The organism is Flavivirga sp. 57AJ16, assembly GCF_028736925.1.
In the GTDB taxonomy this organism is placed as follows: Bacteria; Bacteroidota; Bacteroidia; order Flavobacteriales; family Flavobacteriaceae; genus Flavivirga.
The window spans coordinates 33,579-54,739 of sequence record NZ_JAQZAT010000011.1 but is presented as its reverse complement, the minus strand read 5'-3'; the positions used below and the strand labels follow the sequence as shown (position 1 = coordinate 54,739).

The 21,161-nt window shown below is 32.8% G+C and carries 15 protein-coding genes and 1 pseudogene; 13 read left to right on the top strand and 3 right to left on the bottom strand.

Annotation, left to right across the window (positions count from 1 at the left end; genetic code table 11):
* Positions 1–86: 86 nt before the first annotated feature.
* Both PQO00_RS13195 and PQO00_RS13190 read right to left on the bottom strand, forming a co-directional pair.
* The gene (locus PQO00_RS13195) at positions 87–2,036 is read right to left on the bottom strand and encodes a metallophosphoesterase (RefSeq protein ID WP_274185318.1); all 1,950 of its coding nucleotides are present in this window, start codon (positions 2,034–2,036) and stop codon (positions 87–89) included.
* A gap of 1 nt (position 2,037) precedes the next feature.
* Entirely contained in the window at positions 2,038–3,828 is a 1,791-nt protein-coding gene (locus PQO00_RS13190) for an alkaline phosphatase (RefSeq protein ID WP_274185317.1), read from the bottom strand.
* Positions 3,829–4,037: 209 nt separating this feature from the next.
* On the opposite strand from PQO00_RS13190, the gene PQO00_RS13185 reads away from it, so the two are divergent.
* From PQO00_RS13185 to PQO00_RS13130, 13 genes and pseudogenes are all read left to right on the top strand, one after another.
* Positions 4,038–6,998, top strand: coding sequence for a TonB-dependent receptor (locus PQO00_RS13185; RefSeq protein ID WP_274185316.1), 2,961 nt, complete (start codon positions 4,038–4,040; stop codon positions 6,996–6,998).
* 19 nt (positions 6,999–7,017) lie between these two features.
* Positions 7,018–8,763 (top strand): RagB/SusD family nutrient uptake outer membrane protein, encoded by a 1,746-nt coding sequence (locus tag PQO00_RS13180; RefSeq protein ID WP_274185315.1) that lies wholly within the window; start codon positions 7,018–7,020, stop codon positions 8,761–8,763.
* Between the two features lie 85 nt (positions 8,764–8,848).
* The gene (locus PQO00_RS13175; protein ID WP_274185314.1) at positions 8,849–9,991 is read left to right on the top strand and encodes an alkaline phosphatase; all 1,143 of its coding nucleotides are present in this window, start codon (positions 8,849–8,851) and stop codon (positions 9,989–9,991) included.
* 49 nt (positions 9,992–10,040) lie between these two features.
* Positions 10,041–11,126: a phosphoglyceromutase gene (locus tag PQO00_RS13170; RefSeq protein WP_274185313.1), complete on the top strand. Its 1,086-nt coding sequence runs from the start codon at positions 10,041–10,043 to the stop codon at positions 11,124–11,126.
* 438 nt (positions 11,127–11,564) lie between these two features.
* Complete coding sequence (locus PQO00_RS13165) at positions 11,565–11,771, top strand: helix-turn-helix domain-containing protein (protein WP_274185312.1); 207 nt, start codon at positions 11,565–11,567, stop codon at positions 11,769–11,771.
* A gap of 9 nt (positions 11,772–11,780) precedes the next feature.
* Positions 11,781–12,104 (top strand): HipA N-terminal domain-containing protein, encoded by a 324-nt coding sequence (locus PQO00_RS13160; RefSeq protein WP_274185311.1) that lies wholly within the window; start codon positions 11,781–11,783, stop codon positions 12,102–12,104.
* A complete protein-coding gene (locus PQO00_RS13155) occupies positions 12,105–13,088 on the top strand; it encodes a type II toxin-antitoxin system HipA family toxin (protein ID WP_274185310.1) in 984 nt (327 codons plus the stop codon).
* A gap of 437 nt (positions 13,089–13,525) precedes the next feature.
* The gene (locus PQO00_RS20410) at positions 13,526–13,747 is read left to right on the top strand and encodes a transcriptional repressor (protein WP_369128014.1); all 222 of its coding nucleotides are present in this window, start codon (positions 13,526–13,528) and stop codon (positions 13,745–13,747) included.
* 293 nt (positions 13,748–14,040) lie between these two features.
* A complete protein-coding gene (locus PQO00_RS13150; RefSeq protein ID WP_274185309.1) occupies positions 14,041–14,568 on the top strand; it encodes a sigma-70 family RNA polymerase sigma factor in 528 nt (175 codons plus the stop codon).
* Positions 14,569–15,090: 522 nt separating this feature from the next.
* Positions 15,091–16,014, top strand: a complete 924-nt coding sequence (locus PQO00_RS13145; RefSeq protein ID WP_274185308.1) for a FecR family protein — start codon at positions 15,091–15,093, stop codon at positions 16,012–16,014.
* A gap of 133 nt (positions 16,015–16,147) precedes the next feature.
* The gene (locus PQO00_RS13140) at positions 16,148–18,778 is read left to right on the top strand and encodes a TonB-dependent siderophore receptor (protein ID WP_274185307.1); all 2,631 of its coding nucleotides are present in this window, start codon (positions 16,148–16,150) and stop codon (positions 18,776–18,778) included.
* An 83-nt stretch (positions 18,779–18,861) separates the two neighbouring features.
* Entirely contained in the window at positions 18,862–20,028 is a 1,167-nt protein-coding gene (locus PQO00_RS13135; protein ID WP_274185306.1) for a PepSY domain-containing protein, read from the top strand.
* A 365-nt stretch (positions 20,029–20,393) separates the two neighbouring features.
* Positions 20,394–20,636: pseudogene (locus PQO00_RS13130) on the top strand (tyrosine-type recombinase/integrase); the annotation flags it as partial.
* 65 nt (positions 20,637–20,701) lie between these two features.
* On the opposite strand, the gene PQO00_RS13125 reads toward PQO00_RS13130, so the two are convergent.
* Positions 20,702–21,151: an FKBP-type peptidyl-prolyl cis-trans isomerase gene (locus tag PQO00_RS13125; protein ID WP_274185305.1), complete on the bottom strand. Its 450-nt coding sequence runs from the start codon at positions 21,149–21,151 to the stop codon at positions 20,702–20,704.
* Positions 21,152–21,161 lie beyond the last annotated feature (10 nt).

The following is a 21,161-nucleotide window of genomic DNA, read 5'->3' as shown; positions in this document are numbered from 1 at the left end:
TACAGGGAACTACCTCAAGAGTTACCTGAAGCATAGGTTGAAGATGGGCGATATCTATCTGAAGCAACTCAACTATGGGTTCATAATCAATAGTTGAAAATATTCCCTGTTTTGTAATCTATTGAAAAGTTTTCCGTTGGTGCACCATTTAGAAAGTGTGCAAAAATATTGTAAAATTCTAAAAGCTTCTTTTCGTTTAAATCATCATAATTTCTCTTATTCACTTTTTGGTTAGTAAACAGCCATTTGTAAATTTCAATTCTTTTTAAACCAATGTCCTTAATTGCTAGAATATCTGCATTTCTTAGCCTGTAAAAGTCAAATATCAAATCAAATCCATCCCAATCTTTAAAATCATTTAACTTAAAGTCGGTTTTTTCCAATTCTTTTTTTGCCTTGTTCTTGGCCAGTTTCCATTCATCTTTAAAAGAATTTTTATTGCTGATTAATGTTTCATAACCAATTTTAGAATCTAAATAAGGAAGTATCAATAATTCTTCACCTGTTATTTTTAGCATAAAATCTTTAAAACTAGGAATCCAGTCATCCTCCAAAAATCTCAATCTAACAAGTTCGCGCAAATGAAACATTGTGAAGTCATGGTAGGATTTCGATCTTAGTATATCAAAATTCCAAAGGGGCTTACCGGACTGTTTTAAGTAGTTAAACTCTTTTTCGTAAAGTGGGAATAATTCATTAAAGTTCGGGACAGTGTTAATCGTGATCGTATTTACTTCAATTTTATTACCAGATTTTATATTTAAAATTTTGTAACCAGGAATGTAGGCGGCGATAGAAGGCGTTTGTATATTGACAATAGATTTGTTTTCTGAAAAAGATCTAATACCCGTGTCGTTAATGTGCATATGCCCAGCAATATGAATTGTTATTCCGGCATCAGAAAGTAATTTTGAAACCATTTCATCCGGTACGCGCTCCAACTGCCATTTGTTACCTCCAAAAAAAGCTTTCAAGTTTTCAGAAGCATTATCGTTAAAGTCTACAATAGGATAATGGCTAAAGGCAATTAACGTCTTATTGTGTTTTTTTGCTTCATTTGCAACCTTTTTAATCCATTTTATTAAATGAGTTTTGTGAGTTAGTACATTATTGTAGCCAATACTTGTACCTTCATACCTTATTGGGTTAATCAAATTTCCGTTTTCAGTATTCTTCGGGATGTAAACATTAGCATCGATTGCCAATAGCCAAACACCGGGCAAAGGTTCCACAACATAACTTGCATCAGGAATGGAATGATTTGGTATAACATCATACATTCTCTTATCAAGATTTGCATGTTCTAATCCTTTTTGAAAAGTGTAAGATTCAGGTGAGTAATTTGAAAAAGGCGTAGCCCAATAAAGGTAATTTTTCTGAGGAAAAAATCCAAATGATTTTAAATGGCCAAAAATACCCTGGTATCCTAATTTTTTTATGTCCTGTGTAATGACATCAGGTAGCTCTTTGATTCCATTAGTATTTCTGTCAACGTTACTGTAAATTCTTTGAGTTTGGCCATTTGTTCCCATAAAATCCGATTTTCCAGACTCTTGGTCAAAAGGTCCAACGGGATCATGATTGCCCGTTGTGATAAAAAATTGCATACCATAATTGGTACTATATGTTTTTAAAATTTTTTCCAGACCTCTCAAATGAATGGCTTGTCCGTCATCGCTGTAGTCACCAGGTAGTGCTACATATTTTATCCCTTTGGCAACCATATCGTCCAAAGCAGCAAACAGCGCAAAATAATTCTCATTAAAAATTCTTGTTGAATGTAATTGAGAATCCATGGTACGTAAAAGCGTGAATTTCTTTGTGCTTTCGTTAAATACCCCTTTGTAATTATTGTCGGAAAAACTACCATAAATATCTTGAAAATGGATATCAGCAATGAACGCAATTTGAACATCCTTATTTAAGGAATCATTGAGAGATTCTTGCGCAACGATTGATGTAAAAGAAGTTAAAAGAATAAGACACCAAAAGTAAGATACATTTAAAGAATTTAAACCCTGATTGTAGTAAAGCATATTATCTTATATTCAAAACCTCTTTGATTTTATGAAAGATTTCGTTGTTATTATAAACACCAGTGAACTTATCCGACTGCGGCCCATATGCAAAAATCGGTACCATAATTCCTGTATGATCATTTGTTGAAAAATCGCCTTCGACCATGTTGTCTGTCAATGAGCCTTGAGGAATGCTTAATCCAGAAGTTTCATGATCAGCCGTTATAATCACCAAAGTATTTTTATTCATATCGGCATACTTAATGGCTTCGGTAATTGCTTTATCAAAATCAATGCTCTCCTTGACAATGCCCGAAATGTCATTAAAATGTCCAAATGAGTCTATTTGCGCGCCTTCAACCATTAATAAAAAAGGTTTATTTTGGTTTTTTAAATATTGAAGACCAGATTTGGTGGCTTTGGAAAGGATATTGCTTCTGCCTGAGTTTATACTTGGCACGCTTCCTTCTGAAAAAAAGAAAGCTAGTTTTTTACTTTTGTTAAATTGAATTTCTTCAAGGTTTTGAGCTAAATCAAAATTATAGGAAATTTTACTGTAATTGGATGAACCACCACCTATGATTAACGATATTTTGCTTTTTGATAAATCTTCTAAAATGTCATCGCTCATATCCCTGTCTAATTGGTGGGCATAAAAAGATGATGGAGTAGCCCCGGAAACATTATCGGTTGTAATTATACCAGTGTTATAGTTGTATTTGAATAATAACTCTGTAATATTTTCAATAGGCTTTCTGTTAACATCCATCCCAATTGATCGGTTATATGTTATTTCTCCTGTGGCAATGGCAGTTCCGGCGGCAGCAGAATCGGTTGTAAAGTCATCGGCCGATTGTGTTTTTATAAACCCAATAGACTTTAACTGAGTAAGTGTTAAGTTTCCGTTATTTGACAATGTTGCGGCCGAGATTTGAGCAAGTCCATTACCATCTCCAATCAATAAAATAATGTTTTCAACAGGTAAATTTTTCTTGTCATATTCAAAGGTAGGATAGTAGACTTCTGAAAAAAAAGTGTTTTCAGAGGTTCTATTTTTCAAAGAAAAAATATAACTAGATGCTTCATAAGGTAAATCTGTATTTATAAAATCCACTCCAAGATCAATAAAGGCTTTCCATGCTGTTTTGGAATCTGGACATCCCCAAAAACGGAACGGTTTTTTATAACTATGCGCCTTTTCAATAACTTCAGAAACCCTGGTATAGTCCTCTCTTGTTAATCTGCCTTTTCCATTCCATATTGAAAATTTTCTAAATGGTAAACTAATAAGACCAACTTTGGTAAAATCTTCATTAGACAAAGGCTCTAAGCTCTGGTAATCAAACTTTATATAGGAAGGATAAGTAATAAAGGTCTCTGGTTTGGGCTGGTTTCCAGAAATAACAAACGACAATTTTTTTGAATTTATTAGCTTCGGGTAAGACTCCAATATTTCTATAAGTGATTTTAAAGTAGGAACAGCCTCAGACTTGATATCTACAAGAAGTTGAATGTCTTGACTCAATTCAGCCTTAGAGTCGAATATTGTTTGTAAAGGTTCAAAGTATAGAGTCTTAACGGTATTATAGGAGGAAATTTCATTTTCACTATGTGTTACAAATAAAGTATCCTGTTTTAAAAATACATCAATTTCTATTGAGTTTAAACCGCAATTATAAGCAGTCCAGAAAGGAACCTTTTGTGCATAGTCATTATGCGAATGAATTTTAATGTGTTCTTTTTTTTCTTGTGAAGTTGCTTCAGCTATTAAAAAAAAAACGAAGAAAAGAGTGATGGTTCTGTTAAGCATTTTTCAAAAATTTATATCAAAAATAGAAACAAATTTATATCCCAAGTTTCGTCTAATAGTAAATTTCATACGAAAAACTCCTATTTAACCTTATGTTAATAATTGTAACATTTTGAAAATATAATTATAAGATTTTAATGATGTAAAGTTTACTTCAGACCAAGAATCTCACACTTATTTTGTGTCAAATTTTAATATTCAAAAACTAGATGAAAAAAATTACATTTTTATTATTTACACTATTTGTAAGTATAACAAGTGTTTCTTGGGCTCAAAATGAAGTAAAAGGAACAGTACTTGATGACCAAAACGTGCCCTTATCTGGAGCTAACATTTTGATTAAAGGAACAACAAATGGAGTTTCAGCCGATTTTGATGGAAACTTTTTAATCAATGCCAATATTGGAGATATATTGGTTGTGTCTTTCGTAGGAATGAAAACAACCGAAATTGAAGTAGAAAGTTATAATTCCTTAACCATTATTTTAGAAACTGATGCTTCGCAGTTAGAAGATATTGTAATTGTTGGTTATGGGGCTCAAAAAAGATCGGATGTCACAGGTGCAATAGGCTCTTTAAAAAGCGAAAATTTTAATCAAGGTGTGGTAGCGAATGCTGGTCAACTTTTACAAGGAAAGGTTGCCGGTGTAAATGTAACTTCGGTTAGTGGTGAACCAGGGGCATCGCAAGACATCATCATTAGGGGTGTTGGTAGTTTAAGAACAGGAACAACGCCACTTTATGTTGTTGATGGTTTCGCATTGGATAATACAGGAAATGGTGTGGCTTCAAACCCGTTGAACTTTATAAATCCTCAAGACATTGAAAGTATAGACATTCTAAAAGATGCTTCAGCCGCGGCTATTTATGGTGCCAGAGCTGCAAATGGTGTGGTTGTGATTACTACTAAAAAAGGTAAAAGCGGAAAAACACAAGTAAACCTTTTTGTCTCAACTGCTTTTTCTACCTTAACCAACAAGGTTGATCTTTTTACTGCTGACGAATTTCGTAATAATATTACTGCAATTGGTGGTACTCTTATTGATGGAGGTAGCTCAACCGATTGGCAAGATGAGTTAACAAGAACTGCAATATCCAAAAGTGTTAATTTTTCCATGAGTGGAGGGGCAGGACAGTCTTCTTATTTTGCATCGCTTAGTGGTGAGGATCAAGAAGGTATTTTTAGAAACAGCAACTTAAAGCGCTATTCAGGGCGATTAAACCTAACTCAAAAGGCATTAGATAATAAATTTAAAGTTGAGTTCAACCTAACTGCTACCAGACTTGAAAATAACCGGCCTAATTCAGGATCTATTGTTAACAATATGTTGCGATTAAACCCAACAGATGCTGTTTATGAAAATGGGGAGCTAAGACCGTTGTTGAGTAACGATATTATAAATCCACTTATAAGTGAAACATTGTACAGCGATTTAACGCATAACAACAGAATTTTGGCAAATGTTTCGCCTTCTTTCGAAATTGTATCTGGATTGACCTATAAGTTAAACTTAGGGGTTGATTATTCTTCAACAAATAGAGACATTCAAAACATGCCTTATTCCACAGATACTAACACAAGTTTAGGGTCATTAAATAATATAACCACTGAAAATAGTAACTCGTTAGTGGAGAATACTTTGACCTATAATAAGTATCTAGATGAACACACCTTTACGGTTTTGGTTGGTCAGACCTATCAAAAAACCAAAGTGGCTCAAAAAAGCTTTAATTTAAGTGGTTTTCCCGATAATGGAGTAGAGCCAAAATACCAAATAGAAACTGCTAGTGAGCCAACTACACAATCTGCTTATGCAACTGTTAATGAGCTTCAATCTTTCTTTGGTAGGTTAAATTATTCGTTCGCGGACAAATATTTAGTCACAGCTACAATGCGTGCCGACGGTTCATCCAAGTTTGGTGAAAATAACAAGTATGGTTATTTCCCATCTCTAGCATTAGGATGGAATATTGTTAATGAGGATTTTATGGGTAACTCGTCTTTTAGTAATTTAAAGTTAAGAGTGAGCTGGGGTAAAACAGGTAATCAAGAAATCCCTTCAAAAATAACACAAGCAAGTTATACGGAGAGTAACACAGGCAATGATACTTATCCGCTTGATCCAAGTGCATCTTCTTTAAGTGATTATCCTTACGGATCAATTTATACACGTTTAGCTAATCCTGATATTCAATGGGAAGTTTCAACCCAAACAAACATTGGTTTGGATTTTGGTTTGTTTGATGGTAAACTAACGGGAACAGTCGACTATTTTAATAAAGTTTCTGAAAACATATTGTTGGAAGTTACACCAGTTGATCCTATTCAGCCAACCTCGACCTATTGGACAAACATTCCGAAAATGGAAATTCAAAACTCAGGTGTTGAGATTTCTTTAGATTATAGCAGTGATTATACAAAAGACTTTTCATACAACATAGGCGGAAATATTTCCTTGACAAGCAATAAGGTTGAGAACTCACCTTATCAAATTTTAACAACAGGAGCTGCTCAAGGTGCGGGCCAAACAGGTGCTACTATTAATGGTATCTTAAATGGAGAGGCTATCGGTTCATTCTATGTTAAAGAATTTATTGGTATTGGTGATGATGGATTAAACCTCTATCAAGATCAAAATGGCGATGGAGAAATTCTTGATAATGACCGTATTGTAGCAGGAAGTGCTTTGCCAGATTACATTTATGCTTTTTATATGAATTTTAAGTATAAAAACTTTGATTTAGGTTTAAACTTTAATGGTGCTGGCGGAAATAAAATTTACAATCACGTTGCCATGAGTTTGTTTAATGTTGGTAGCCTTTCGCAATCGTTTAACACTACAGATTTTGCTATAGAATATCCTAATGAAAGTTTCTCAAACTCCAATATTGTTTCAACGAGATATATTGAGAATGGTGGATTTTTAAGGCTTAACAATGCTACTTTAGGATATAATTTAAAGCCCGGAGTTGCTGGTCTTGCAGATTTAGTGGAAAACATAAGATTCACATTAACAGGTCAAAATCTATTTGTAATAACAGATTATAGCGGATATGATCCTGAAATTAACACGGGAAGTGCCATTGGGGGTATTCAAACCTTTGGAATTGATTATTTCAGTTATCCAAAAAGTAGAACGGTGTTATTTGGTCTTAATTTAACATTTTAATTATTAAAAAATATTGAAGATGAAAAATAAAATATTATTCACAATTCTGGGTGTCAGCTTGTTTTTAAACTGGAGCTGTACCGATTTAGAAGAAGAAGTACTTGACGAATCTTTAACAGGCACTGGACAGGCCGAGGCGATTAGCGGAGCCATTGCGCCTGCTTACGGTCAAGTTGCTTGGGTATGGAGACACACTAATTATTTTGGTTTACAAGAAATTGCTTCAGACGAAGTTATTTTGCCATATCGCGGAGGAACAGATTGGTATGACGGTGGGAAGTTTTTGGAAACCCATATGCATAGCATAACTACGACTAATGATTTAGTAAGTAGTGCATGGAATGAATTAACAAAAAATATTTCAAGAACAGTATCTGCAATTGAGGTACTAACTCCTTTGGCTGAGGGAGGCAATGCAGAAGCAGAGGGTTCTTTATATGAAATGAAAGCTCTAAGAGCTTATTTAAATATGTTAGCCTTAGACAGTTGGGGTATCGCTTTTAAAAAAGAATCTTCTTCTGAAATTTCTCAAATTTTGCGTCAACAAGAAGCTATTGATTATATTGAAAGCGAACTTTTATCAATAGTGGACGTAATTAATTCCAATAAACAACCAGGTAGAATGTCGCAAGCTGCGGTTTGGGGGTTCTTGTCTAGATTGTACTTAAATGCTGCGGTATATAGAAATCCTTACGGAACTCCAAATTTTACAACCGAGGATATGGACAAAGTTATTACATATACCAATAGTGTTATTAATTCAGGACAGTTTAGCCTTTCTCCTGATTATTTTGAGTTGTTCAATGATGAAAATCATGATAATTCCGAACTTATTTTTGCTTGTGACCAAAGGGGTGTTTTGAATAATGAGCACAGTCGCTGGACCTATTGGTCATTGCCTGGTGCGATGTATGGAAGACCTGAATTTACAAGCTCTGATGGAACTGATGGGCCAGCAATCACCCCAGATTTTTATCAAACATGGGTTGATGCTTATGGAAGCGTAGATCCTGCTGATGCGGATGGTAGATTTTACCGTAAGAACCAACAAATTCCTGTTTCTTTAGAAGATTTAACAGGAGTAAATCCTAGTAATGATGAAGACCATTATTATTGTACAACTGCTGAAGATTATGAATTTGACCGAGGGATAATCCGTGGTATTATTTGGGGACCTAGAAAAGATGCTAATGGTGCTTTTTATACCTGTGGGAATGGAGAATACAGAATTTATCCTGTAATCCAAACAAAAGGAAACGGCCCTGATAAAAATGTAGCATATGTAGATCTTACTTTGCAAGTGGATTTTACAAACGAAGGCAGGTTGCACCATACAGGTTATAGAATCTCAAAATATCAATTTAGCCGTACTTCACAAAATGCTAATAATTACAGCTCTATAGATTTGGTTTTACTAAGATATGCCGAAATATATTTAATGCGTGCTGAAGCCAAGTTAAGAAAGGGCGATAATGCAGGTGCATTAACCGATGTGAATTTTGTTAGAACTTCTAGAACAGCTTACGCACCAGTTCCACAGGCACTTACATCTATTGATTTGGATGTTATGTACCGTGAGTTAGGATTTGAGTTTTACTGGGAAGGTTTAAGAAGAACAAATCAAATTCGATTTGGGCATTATGAAGATGCCTGGACTGAAAAATCGGATTCAGATATAAACCATAGATTATTCCCTATTCCTCAAACAGCAATAGATGGAGCTTCTAATACGGAAGGCTATTTGGTTCAAAATAAAGGATATTAGTATTTGAGTTAGTTTTTTTAAGTTAGTTTAGTTAGAAGCAGGTGAAAATAATATTCACCTGCTTTTGTCATAAAAAATATTTAAAATGTTAGGAAAAAAAACATCAATACTCTTATTGCTTTTGCTGGTTCTAGGTTGTTCTGGTAAGAAAGATGAAACAACATCCAGAGAAAATGTGGCTGAACCATTAAATCTTATTTTGATGATTGGTGACGGAATGGGTATTTCCCAAGTTACAAGTGCCTTTTATTTTGGCGAAAAGACACCAAATTTTAAACAATTTGAATATGTTGGTTTGAGTCTTACCTCGAGTACAAGCCATTTAATAACAGATTCCGCCTCAGGGGCTACAGCGCTTTCTACTGGAGAGAAAACCTATAGAAGAGCCATTGGAGTGTCAAAAGACACATTGCCGTTACCAACCATTCTAGAGCAATTGCAAGCCAAAGGGTATCAAACAGGATTGGTAAGCCTAACTTCTTTAACACATGCTACGCCGGCATCTTTCTATGCTCATGTGAAGGATAGGGATATGCATGAGGAGATAGCGGAATACATGGTTAATGCAAACATTGATTTTTTAGCAGGTGGTGGGATAAAATATTTATCCGAAAGAAAAGATGGTCACAATCTATTCGATTCCTTATTGAAGTTTAATTATAATGTTGATACTTTAAGTTTATCCAAACCTGTAATGAATAAACAAAATGCTTTTATTTTAGCAAATGATGCCTTACCAAATAAACTGGAAGGGCGAAAGGATTTTCTTCCCGAAGCAACGAAAGCAGGTTTGGAATATTTTGAAGGAAGGGAAAAACCATTTTTTTTTATGGTAGAAGGGTCCTACATTGATTGGGGTGGCCATGCTATGAGTGATGAAATGATGATTCAGGAAGTGTTGGATTTTGATAAAACAATAGGTGTTGTTTTAGAATTTTTGAAAAAACACCCTAATACGCTAGTAGTTGTCACGGCAGATCACGAAACTGGAGGAGCTAGTATTGGAAAATATTATGAAATTGATGAAAATGGAAACAAAATTGAAATTCCAAAAAAAGTGAAAGTGAATTTTAATTCAGATCAACATACCGCTGCTTTAGTGCCTGTATTTGCCAAGGGAGTAGGAGAGGAACTATTTAAAGGCATTTATGAGAATAATGAAATATACCATAAAATGCTAGAAGTTTTAGGAACCAAAAACGCTTCAGAAACTATTTCTAAGAATTAAATTAGTATTATTACAAATCCATAAAATAATTAAAACGAAGAATTTCAAGATGAAAAAATCATTTTTGCTATTAATCTCATTTTTTGTAGTACTATTGGTATCATGCGAAAAGAAAAATAAAGATGAAAGACCAAATGTATTTTTAATCACCTTAGATGGGGTTAGATGGCAAGAGGTCTTCAAAGGCATAGATACAGCATTAATAAATAGCGACTATTCAGAGAATAAAAAACTATTAAATGAGAAGTTTGTTGGCAATTCAATGGAAGAAAATAGAACATTGCTAATGCCTTTTTTTTGGGATACAATTTCAAAAAAAGGTAAAGTTTATGGTAACAGAAATAAAAATAGCAAGGTAAATTTAACCAACAAAATGGCGTTTTCATATCCTGGTTATAATGAAATTTTAACAGGCTATGCAGATGATGAAAACATAAATAGTAATGATAAAATTTACAACAAAAATGTTACCATTCTAGAAAAAGCAAATGAGACGGAAGCCTATAAAGGTAAAGTTGCAGCATTTTGTAGTTGGGATGTTTTTCCCTACATCATAAATGATAAGCGAAGTGGTATTCCCGTAAATGCCGGATTTATGAACGCAACAGGTGATTTAAGCCAAAAAGAAATTTTTTTAAATGAAATACAACAACAAGCACCGATTTTGTGGGAAAGTGTGAGATTTGATTTGTTTACACACCATTATGCCAAAGAATATGTCAAAAAGAAACATCCCAAATTGGTTTTTATTTCATACGGGGAAACTGATGATTTTGCTCACCAAGGACGATTCGATAATTACATCAAATCACTAAATAATACAGATTCCTTAATTGCAGATTTATGGGATTTTGTTCAAAATGATAACTATTACAAAGATAACACTTACTTTATACTGGCAACTGACCATGGAAGGGGCAAAGGTATTAAGGAAGGAGCACTGTGGACAGATCATGGTTGGGGAAGTGCAGAAGGTGACGACCAAGCCTGGATTGCTATTTTAGGACCTCATTTGAAAGAATTTGGTGAAGAAAAAAATGGACAATTCTTTACTAGCCAAATAGCTCCTACGATAGCTAAAATTTTAGGAATTGAAGATAAAGATTCAAAAATGGGAGTGCCACTAAGATTATAGACCTGATGTATGTTATTATGTTCAAAAATTAAATTCTAACGAAATTATAATTATTTCTTTTTTTAACATGAAATTATTAAGGGTAAATTCTTTTGTATTAGTTGGAATAGGCTACATTGGGAAAATATTTACTATCCAAAAATAATTAATAATAAGGTCGCAACGCTCGCACCATGGCGAAATACGTAGCACTCCTGTGAATTGTTTTTAACAATTAAGGAATTGAAATCAATTTGCATAATTATAGTTGACTAAAAATCTACATTAATTTTCAGTCTTTTTTAATTCAATCTTAAATTTTAGTCAAGTGCATTTTATAACACTTTTGAGTGATTTACTAAATGAAGTTTAGGGTTTACTCTTAAAAAGTGTAGTATAGTACACTTTTTTCTATACAATTAAAAATAATGTTTATATTTGTAAAAAAAGAGCAGTATAATGCACTTTGAGAGTCTAATAAAAATAATTAAGAGGCGAAGAGAAACTCTTCAAGTTACTCAAGAAATGTTGGCAGACATTTCAGGGGTAGGGCTCCGTACGTTAAAAGCTTTTGAGAGTGGAAAAGGCAACCCCACAGTAGAAACATTGGGAAAGTTGGCAGATGCTTTGGGGCTTGAGCTTACATTTCAAGTTAAATCAAATTAAGGATAATAGATGAGAAAGGGTAAGGTTTTTTATAAAAATGAGTTAGCTGGGATTATAACTCAATTAGATGATGGGAGTTTTACTTTTAAATATGATGATGCCTGGTTTGTAAACTCAGATAAACCAGCTATAAGCTTAACTTTGTCTAAGAACAAGCAAGAATATCAATCAGAATTTCTTTTCCCTTTTTTTTATAATATGCTTCCAGAAGGAAAGAATAAGCAAGTAGTATGTTTTAATCTTAGAATTGATTCAAGCGACTTTTTTGGGTTGCTACTTTCCGTTGCTAATAATGATACCATTGGAGCTATAAAAGTTAAAAGAACAAGTTAAATGAGTATACCAGAAATAAAATATTGCCCTGGAATTTTAAAGGAAGGATATTCAGAATACAGCAATTTAACTTTAAAGCATGTTTTCAATGGAAGAAAGGTTAGCCCTATCCTTAATTATAATTCACCAGCGAGTAAAATTGATGCAGAATTATTTAATGATAATCAAATGCAAATGTCAATATCTGGTGTTCAGGAAAAGTTTTCCGTGTTACTTGATAAGAATAAAATACGATTAATTAAGGATAATGAGCAAGGTACTTATATTTTAAAACCAATACCTAGTGTTGCCAAGCATACTGATCAAATGCCTGCCAATGAACATTTGACAATGCAAATTGCATCACAAGTATTTGGAATTGAAACGGCAGAAAATGCCTTGATGTTTTTTAAAAATGGAGAGCCTGTCTATTTAACAAAGCGCTTTGATGTACAAGAAAACGGTCAAAAATTGGCCCAAGAGGATTTCGCAACATTAGCGCATAGAACATCTCAGACACATTCAGAAAACTATAAATATTTAGGAAGTTATTTGGAATTGTTTCAGCTTTTAAAGGTTTATGTACCTGCATATCAAATAGAAGCTATTAAACTATTTAGACTTATTTTATTTAATTATTTAGTGAGTAACGGCGATGCTCATTTTAAAAATTTCTCACTAATAGAAACCCCAATGGGAGATTTTAAATTAAGTCCAGCTTACGATTTGTTAAATAGCAGAATACATATAGATGATAAGGATTTTGCTTTAGAAGACGGCCTTTTGCCGACAAATTTGACTTCAGGGAGAATAAAAGAGCAGTTTTTTAAATTGGGAGAATTATCCGGTATTTCAATTAAGCAGGTTCAAAAGGTCTATTTTAGTCTTACAAGCCAAGAAAAGAAAGTAATTGAGCTTATAGATGCTTCATATTTAAACGACAAAATTAAGAGAAATTTTAAGCAAGCTTATCAAACAAGATTAAAAAAGATGTTAAGAAATTAATTATATAAAAAATGACATTAAATAAATTATTTTAAATTTGTGTTAGACAAGAATCCAAAATATGTCTATTTCGGTCAACAAGTGCAAGTTTTGATACACAATTTATAGCAAACATAGAGGGTTCGAGATTGGTTCGAATCCTATAGCAATCACTTGAAAAGTTTTAATACCTGAAATTTGTATCTTTATGTAATCAAACAGGAGTAAATTTTACTTCTAATGTTCTTTTGAAAGTCTTGGTGTACGGTTAGGTGTGCATTAAAGAATAAAAATCACAAAATGACAGTAAGCATAGTTGGTAGGGGTATTTAAGATAAGCCTGCCACCCCGACGAACCTAGAAATAGGAAAAATAAAAACACTATTAATTGTATGATTATCAGTGTTTTTTGTTTTTATGCATTTTGTTTGATGCCAAATAAATTCATTTAAAACAAAATAAAAGGTTTACGAAACATTCCTCAAAGATATTGGGTAGTAACAGCCTTAAAAAAAGATACAAAGGCTACGGATGCCACACAGCTATGGGGCTATTTAAAAAGCATTGGTTATAAAATTAGTTTAACATCTGCGTACAGCAGTTTAGATGTATTGCTAAAAGCAGGTTTGGTACTTCGCACCTTGTCGTCTAGTAAAAAGTATGTGTATCAAATAAAATAACTTGTTGTGGGTAAGTTCATTATATTTCCAAAGAGAAAATTGCTTAGTTTTATTTAAAACAAATCTAAATAGTGTATATTTGCGGTTTATATTTAATACCAATTATGAATTAAAATGAGCAACAGAAAACGACATTGCTTATTTGTTTTAGCCTGCTGCGAGTTATTTGCATAGCCTAAGCTATGGAAATGAAGAGTAAAGAGAAAAAACGAATTAATGAATGAGTTTGAATAGCGTATTTTAATTCATAATTGGTATAAGTCTACATAAAATAGATTTTTAATACTTAAACAATGTCACTTCCTCTTAAAGAAGAATTTATCTTTGAAAAGCTCTACCAAAAGTATTGGAAAAAATTATACATTCTATGTTACTCAAAAACCAAAAATGTAGAAGTTTCTGAGGAAATAGTACACGATGTTTTTATTTCTCTTTGGAAATATAAAGAAGATTTTGTGGTTACAAAAGGGACAGAGAATTATTTACTAAAATCTACAAAATCAAAAATAGTGGATTACTATCGTAAAATGGCTAAATCACAATGTAGAACAGTAAGTGATTGTAATTTATGCAAAGGCCAAAATTTTGATTCAGATATTTTTACACACAATTTAGCCATGCACAAATTTTTGGAAGATGATTTGGAATTGGTAGTAGACCAATTACCTTGTAAATGCCAAGAAGTATATCGCTTGAGCAGAGAAGAGCATTTAACTACAAATGAAATTGCTATTCGTTTAAGTATTTCTCAAAAAACGGTAAAAAATCACCTTACCAAAGCTTTATCTTTTATAAAAGAGCACCTAGAGCCTATTCTCTAATTTTTTTAAATCTGTTTCATTCGAGATACAATATCTAAGGTCGAGTGAATTTTAAACTTGCTACGACTTAAAACTAGTATCGAGAATCCTTTTTTCTTTCGAAATTATGGTTGTCCGATAAAAACTGTTGACTATAATTAGAAGCCCATCAATAATAGTAAAAGTAAAAGCATTACAGATTAGACACCTTGCTTTTAATACTGGTAAAAACAATCAAGAAATATTTAGGTTTCTGGATGTAAAACAATAGTGGTGTCTCTGTTTGTCAGTTAGTTACAATCAAGTCTTTGTTCTTGGTTCCAATAGCGAAGCGGTCTTACGTCTTTAGTCGGACACTAATGTTTCGAAATATATATCGATACTATTTTCTTCATTTCATTTCATTTCAAAAAATTACTCAATTCGACAAGACAATTAGTTTATAAATAACCTAAAGCACAACGTGTAATATTTTTTTAAAAATCAACTAGGACTCCCCCTACCTTTTTTTCGTTTTTATATATGTAAGTCTAAAACGATGAAATGGAAGTAACACCAGAATTATTAAAAAAGTATAGCAACGGAGATTGTTCTGATATAGAAATAAAGGCTGTTGAAACATGGTTGGAGGTAGAAGGAGGGGTTGAAGACGAGCATCAAGAGGTGATAATTTCTTCCGATACAGGATCTAACATTTGGAATAAAATAAAAGAAACCAAAAAACATATTCCAAGACATCAAACTAAAAAGTTAAAACCTAATAAAGTGTTGGCTATAGTAGCTTCTGTACTTATTTTAATAGGAATAACTACTTATTTAACCATCATCAATAGCAGTATTACTTATAGTACAGGTATTGGAGAACTAAAAACAATTTTACTTAAAGATGGTACCAAAATCACTTTAAACTCGGCCACTACACTTAAGTTATCTAATAAATTTAATACAGAAAATAGAAAAGTAACTCTTGATGGTGAGGCTTTTTTTGAAGTTGCTAAAGATTCCCTACATCCTTTTACCATTACCACTATGGAGTCTGTTACCAAAGTTTTAGGAACCAAATTTAATCTTTCCGCTTACCAAAACGAAAACAATAAATTAACCTTAAAAGAAGGGAAAGTATTGTTCTATCAAAAAGGGCTTCATGAAGATATGGGTGTTATTTTAACTCCTAAAGAACAAATTGTAATAAAAGATGATAAACTTACCAAAAGCATTGTAAACCCTGAAAAGTATAGTGCTTGGGTATATCATCAATTCATTTTTGAGAATGAACCTTTTGTTTCTATTGCACGTAAAATGGAGCGTAAATATGGTATAAGCATTCGCATTGAAAGAGAAGATTTAAAAAAAGCTCAGTATAGAGGAACATATAAAAAACCAACCCTAAAAACCCTTTTAGAAGATTTAAGTTTTGTTTTAAAATTTAATTATACCCATAATGAAAAAGAGATTATCATTTATTAACCTAAAATCAAATACTTATAAAATGAAATAAAAACAATATATCAAATAAAAAAACCAGTATGCCGTGTCCAAACTACATACTGGGAATGAATGTCATTCAACACAAAATTAAATTAACATTTTTTACAAAAATATGAAATATTACAGAATCAATACATATTATACCTATGTATTAAAACTAAGTATAATTCTTTTAATAGGATTTACATCCCAAAATACCAATGCACAAAACACGCTCTTAGGCAAAGAAGTTTCTTTAACATTTAATAATGAAACTTTGGCTAGTGCACTAACAAAAATAGAAGAACAAGTAGGTTGTACATTTTCTTATTCTCCAACATCGTTTAAAACAGATAGACTTATTAAAAAAAGTTATAGTAAAGAACCTTTGCGAGAAGTACTTAATGAGTTGTTTGTACAACACCAAATATACTACCGCATACGTGGCAATACCATACATATACAAAACCATGCTGAAAAAGGACAGGTTTCAGGAAAAATTACTACAGTGGAGGGCAATGCAGCTTCTTTTGTTTCGGTACTCTTAAAAGGAACTCGAATAGGAACTACAACAGACGAAAATGGTTTTTTTAGTTTTTCTGTACCTGAGGGCGAATATATTATTTTAACAAGTTCTATAGGTTTAAAGCAACAAAGTAAACCAATAACGATTATTGCAAACAACAATACTAAAGTGAACTTTACATTAAGTGAAACAAGTGAAGCTTTGCAAGAAGTGGTTTTAACTGGGAATCGAAAACAGTACAAGGTAGAAAAAGTATCAAAATCACTTCGTATTCAAACACCTATTATTGAAACTCCACAAAGTATTATTGCTATTGATGGTGCTATTATGGAGGACCAACAAATATTTACCATTACAGATGTTTCAAGAAATGTTAGTGGTGTTACTAACTTATTTCCTTATGTAGGGGTGTACACCGATTTTAGTATTCGTGGTAGCAGAGCTACAAGAAATAGACTAAGAAATGGTATGAGTCCAGGATACTTTAATGCGTTACAGGAGGATATGAGTTACGTTGAAAGCGTAGAGTTTATAAAAGGTCCAGCAGGTTTTATGTTGGCACAGGGAGAACCCGGTGGAATGTATAATGTGGTAACTAAAAAACCTTTAGGAAAACAACATGCAGGAATTACACTTAGTACAGGTAGCTACGGTTTATTTAGAACAGCTTTAGATGTTGGAGGTACTGTGGGGAAAGATAAAAAGCTTAATTACCGTTTAAATGTTATGAATCAAAATTCAGGCACTTATTTAGATAACGGAATTAACAATCGTTTTTCTGTAGCTCCGGTAATTCGTTATGATTTTAATGAAAAAACTTCTTTAACATTAGAATATAATTACGACCATGCGGTAGTAAATGGTACATTTAATAATTTACCTACTAAAAACGGTCAATTTTTACCTCGAAATTTTATGCTGGAAGACCCAACTCAAGACCCTTATACCTTTAATTCTAATTTTGGTTTTGTTAACTTACAACATCAATTATCCAATAATTGGAATCTAACGGCTCAAATAGGAACTTCTTTTGGTAATCGTGAAGGGACCTTATTTTATGCTTCTACAACACCAGGTATAGACGACAACGGAATGTTGGCTAGAAACTATCGTTATTTAGCTGGTGAGGATAAAACCAATACAGCTCAAGTATTTTTGAACGGTAATGTAAAAACTGCAAAACTAGAACATAAACTATTAATAGGCTTTGATGGTGGTTTAGGAACTTCTAAAAGCGCATATGCACAAGCAAGTGATGTATTGCCTATAGATGTTAATAATCCTGTATATGGTTTAAGCACCGAAATTGATGCCTTGTTAAATGAAGAAGATATTTTGTTGGGAAATCCTAGTGAAATACTTTGGGAAGCTATAACGATTCAGGATAATATAAAATTTAATGAATGGTTACAGGTAACCTTAGGAGGTAGATTTACACATTATGAAAATGGTGGACGAGGAAAAGTGATGAAAGATGATGCTTTTACACCAAGAGCTGGTGTGATTATACAGCCTATAGAAAACACATCTGTATACTTTCTTTATGATCAATCGTTTGTAGCTCAATCTAGTACCGACGTTAATGGTAATCGTTTTGAGCCTTTACGAGGGAATAATATTGAATTAGGTGTTAAAAAAGAATGGTTTGATAAAAAACTATTTACTCAAGTTGCAGTTTTTAATATCACTAAAAACAATGCATTAACCACAGACCCTGACAATCCAGGGTTTAACATACAGCGTGGGCAAATACAAAGCAAAGGTGTAGAGGTTGATGTATTAGGTTCTATAACAGACAACTTAAACATTGTTGCCAATTATGCTTATATCGATGCTAAAATTACAGAAGACACTAACCCTTTAATTGTGGGTACACGCCAACAAGGTCCACTGCACCATTTTAATACCTGGTTAAAATATCAATTTACGCAAGGCACACTAAATGGTTTTGGTTTAGGACTTGGGGGGTCTTTACAGAAAGATCGTTATGTCTTTACGTCTAAACTGGATCCTTCTGAAGAAGATGGAAAGTTAGACGATTTTAAAAGTTTAAATGCAGCTCTATATTACAAGGTAAACAAGCTAAGTTTTGCTTTAAATGTGGATAATATTACAGACAATTTTAACTATATAGGAACCGTAAGAAATAATTCTGGAGTGAGTGGTACAGACCAAGAAATCAGTTATATTTCTATGCCAGGAACTAACTGGAGATTATCTGTAGCATATAAATTTTAATCATTTTATTTTCTAAATAATTAAGTTGATTTCACCCTTATTCAAAAAAAAATAAGGGTGTTTTCACATCATACAACATGTATATGAAACTAAAAAAAACGATAAGAAAAATTCATTTGTGGTTAGGTTTAAGTTCTGGTATTATTGTTTTTATATTAGGTGTTACAGGTTGCTTATATGTTTTTGAAGAAGAGTTAAGACCATTGGTTTATGCAGATCATTATAAGGTAAAGGAACGAGCATCAGGTGTAATACCAATTAGTGAATTATTGACAAAGGCACAAGACGCACTAGGAAAAAGCAACCCTATTAATAGTATTAGTATTTCTAACAAAAAAGACCGCTCATATATATTTAGGTCGTTTATTGATAAGCCTGTAAAAAACAAAGTGTGGTATTGGGAAGGTATAGAAAACAGAAAGGATGCTTTTGTAAACCCTTACTCTGGAGAAATTCTTAAAATAAAAAAAAGTGAGTTTGAATTTTTTAGAGTTGTTATGTGGTTGCATTGGAGTTTATTATTAACCACTCCAATTGGACAGCCTATAGTCGGTATTGCAACCATTATTTTTGTTATATCACTGATTACGGGACTTATACTCTGGTGGCCAAAAAACAAAAGTGCTGCCAAACAACGTTTTTGGTTTAGGTGGAAAAGCACTACTAAATGGAAACGTAAAAACTACGATTTACATAATATATTAGGTTTTTATAGTATGTTTTTGGTACTCATTATTGCTCTAACAGGTTTGGTATGGGCGTTTGATTGGTTTGATAATAGTGTACAATGGGTTGCTAATGGAGGGGAAACTATTGAACGAACAAAACTTAATATAGAATCGAGTAGTAGTACCTATGCTATTAATAAACCTTTGGACTTTGTATACCAACAGACTTTAAAAAAGCATCCTAAAGCTAAACGATACTTTATTTCTATTCCTAAAGATTCTACTACTACACAAACAGTATTTGTAAAGTATCCCTCTCGTTTTAACGATATTATTTTGCATTTCGATCAATACACTGGAAAATTATTAAAAACCATTTCATGGAAGGATAAAAATAATGGTGAAAAAATTAATTTTATAAACTATGATATTCACATTGGTAGTATTTTAGGTTTACCTGGTAAAATACTCGCTTTTTGTTTGAGTTTAATTACTGCCAGTTTACCCATAACAGGTTTTTTAATTTGGTGGGGACGTAAAAAAAAGAAGAAAGGTGGCGCGAAAAAGTCTAACCATAAATGAGTAAGCAACTTGGTGGTATTGGTAGAAGGTTATGGTACACTATTTCATAGTATTAGCCTTAGATCATGATAATGAATTGCAGCTTACTGATGATAGATTAAATATTATTGCTGTCCGATAAAAACTATAGACTATAATAAAGAAGCCCATCAATAAAAGTAAAAGCATTACAGATTAGACACCTTGCTTTAAATACAAGTTAAAGCTATCAAGAAATATTTAGGTTCTTGGAAGTAAAACAATAGTGGTGTCTCTGTTTGTCTGTTAGTTACAATCAAGTCTTTGTTCTTGGTTCCAATAGCGAAGCGGTCTTATGTCTTTAGTCGGACACTAATGATTAAATATATAGATGACACAAATCTAATATGTCCAATCAAAAACTGAACACATACCTCAAGGAAATCGCAGATCCCTGCGAGATAAAAAAGAACCTCACGTTTCATTTAGCACGCCATACGTTTACAACTATTGTGACTTTAAGTAATGGAGTTCCTATAGAAACCGTTTCAAAACTTTTGGAACACTCCAGGGTCTCCACACCCCAAATTTACGCCAAGGTGGTTGAGAAAAAAGTAAGCGATGAGATGCAAATTTTGAGAAAAAAATAGAAGTAAACGCGGGCTTAAAAGAGGTAAAATGATAATAAAAGGAGAACACGATGGTTCTCCTTTTATTATTTTAAAATATCAATGAGCTCTACTTTATAGACTAATATAGAATCTGGATGAGGAAATTTGTGTTCACCACTTCTTTTGCTCAATTTAGGAGGAACAATAAGCTTTTTTATTTCTCCTATTTTCATGCCAACAAGGGCTTCATCAACACCATCAATTGCTTGACTTGCTCCAATCTTTATCCAGACAGGGTCGGGTAGCGTGCGTGAATCGAACAAAAGGGAGTCGTTACGGTAAGACATAGTTTCATGAACAAGTACTTTTTGTCCTTTTACGGCTTTTTTTCCAGTTCCTTTTTTGAGAATGCGATATTGTAAACCTGAAGATGTTTGCATATAATTGCTTTCTTTATAGGATTTGCAATTGTTTAAGGTCAGCACTATTAAGACGTAAGGAAGAATACTCAATAGGCCATTTAAAAAATTTTTCTTTTGATACGACAGGTTCATTAGATTGGTT

Excerpts from the sequence above, each read along its gene's own strand:
- PQO00_RS13145 (WP_274185308.1), top strand. The coding sequence starts at position 15,091 with ATGGAAGTAACACCAGAATTATTAAAAAAGTATAGCAACGGAGATTGT.
- PQO00_RS13190 (WP_274185317.1), bottom strand. The coding sequence starts at position 3,828 with ATGCTTAACAGAACCATCACTCTTTTCTTCGTTTTTTTTTTAATAGCT.
- PQO00_RS13135 (WP_274185306.1), top strand. The coding sequence starts at position 18,862 with ATGAAACTAAAAAAAACGATAAGAAAAATTCATTTGTGGTTAGGTTTA.
- PQO00_RS13155 (WP_274185310.1), top strand. The coding sequence starts at position 12,105 with ATGAGTATACCAGAAATAAAATATTGCCCTGGAATTTTAAAGGAAGGA.
- PQO00_RS13165 (WP_274185312.1), top strand. The coding sequence starts at position 11,565 with ATGCACTTTGAGAGTCTAATAAAAATAATTAAGAGGCGAAGAGAAACT.
- PQO00_RS13160 (WP_274185311.1), top strand. The coding sequence starts at position 11,781 with ATGAGAAAGGGTAAGGTTTTTTATAAAAATGAGTTAGCTGGGATTATA.
- PQO00_RS13180 (WP_274185315.1), top strand. The coding sequence starts at position 7,018 with ATGAAAAATAAAATATTATTCACAATTCTGGGTGTCAGCTTGTTTTTA.
- PQO00_RS13175 (WP_274185314.1), top strand. The coding sequence starts at position 8,849 with ATGTTAGGAAAAAAAACATCAATACTCTTATTGCTTTTGCTGGTTCTA.
- PQO00_RS13150 (WP_274185309.1), top strand. The coding sequence starts at position 14,041 with ATGTCACTTCCTCTTAAAGAAGAATTTATCTTTGAAAAGCTCTACCAA.
- PQO00_RS13185 (WP_274185316.1), top strand. The coding sequence starts at position 4,038 with ATGAAAAAAATTACATTTTTATTATTTACACTATTTGTAAGTATAACA.
- PQO00_RS13195 (WP_274185318.1), bottom strand. The coding sequence starts at position 2,036 with ATGCTTTACTACAATCAGGGTTTAAATTCTTTAAATGTATCTTACTTT.
- PQO00_RS13125 (WP_274185305.1), bottom strand. The coding sequence starts at position 21,151 with ATGAACCTGTCGTATCAAAAGAAAAATTTTTTAAATGGCCTATTGAGT.
- PQO00_RS13140 (WP_274185307.1), top strand. The coding sequence starts at position 16,148 with ATGAAATATTACAGAATCAATACATATTATACCTATGTATTAAAACTA.
- PQO00_RS13170 (WP_274185313.1), top strand. The coding sequence starts at position 10,041 with ATGAAAAAATCATTTTTGCTATTAATCTCATTTTTTGTAGTACTATTG.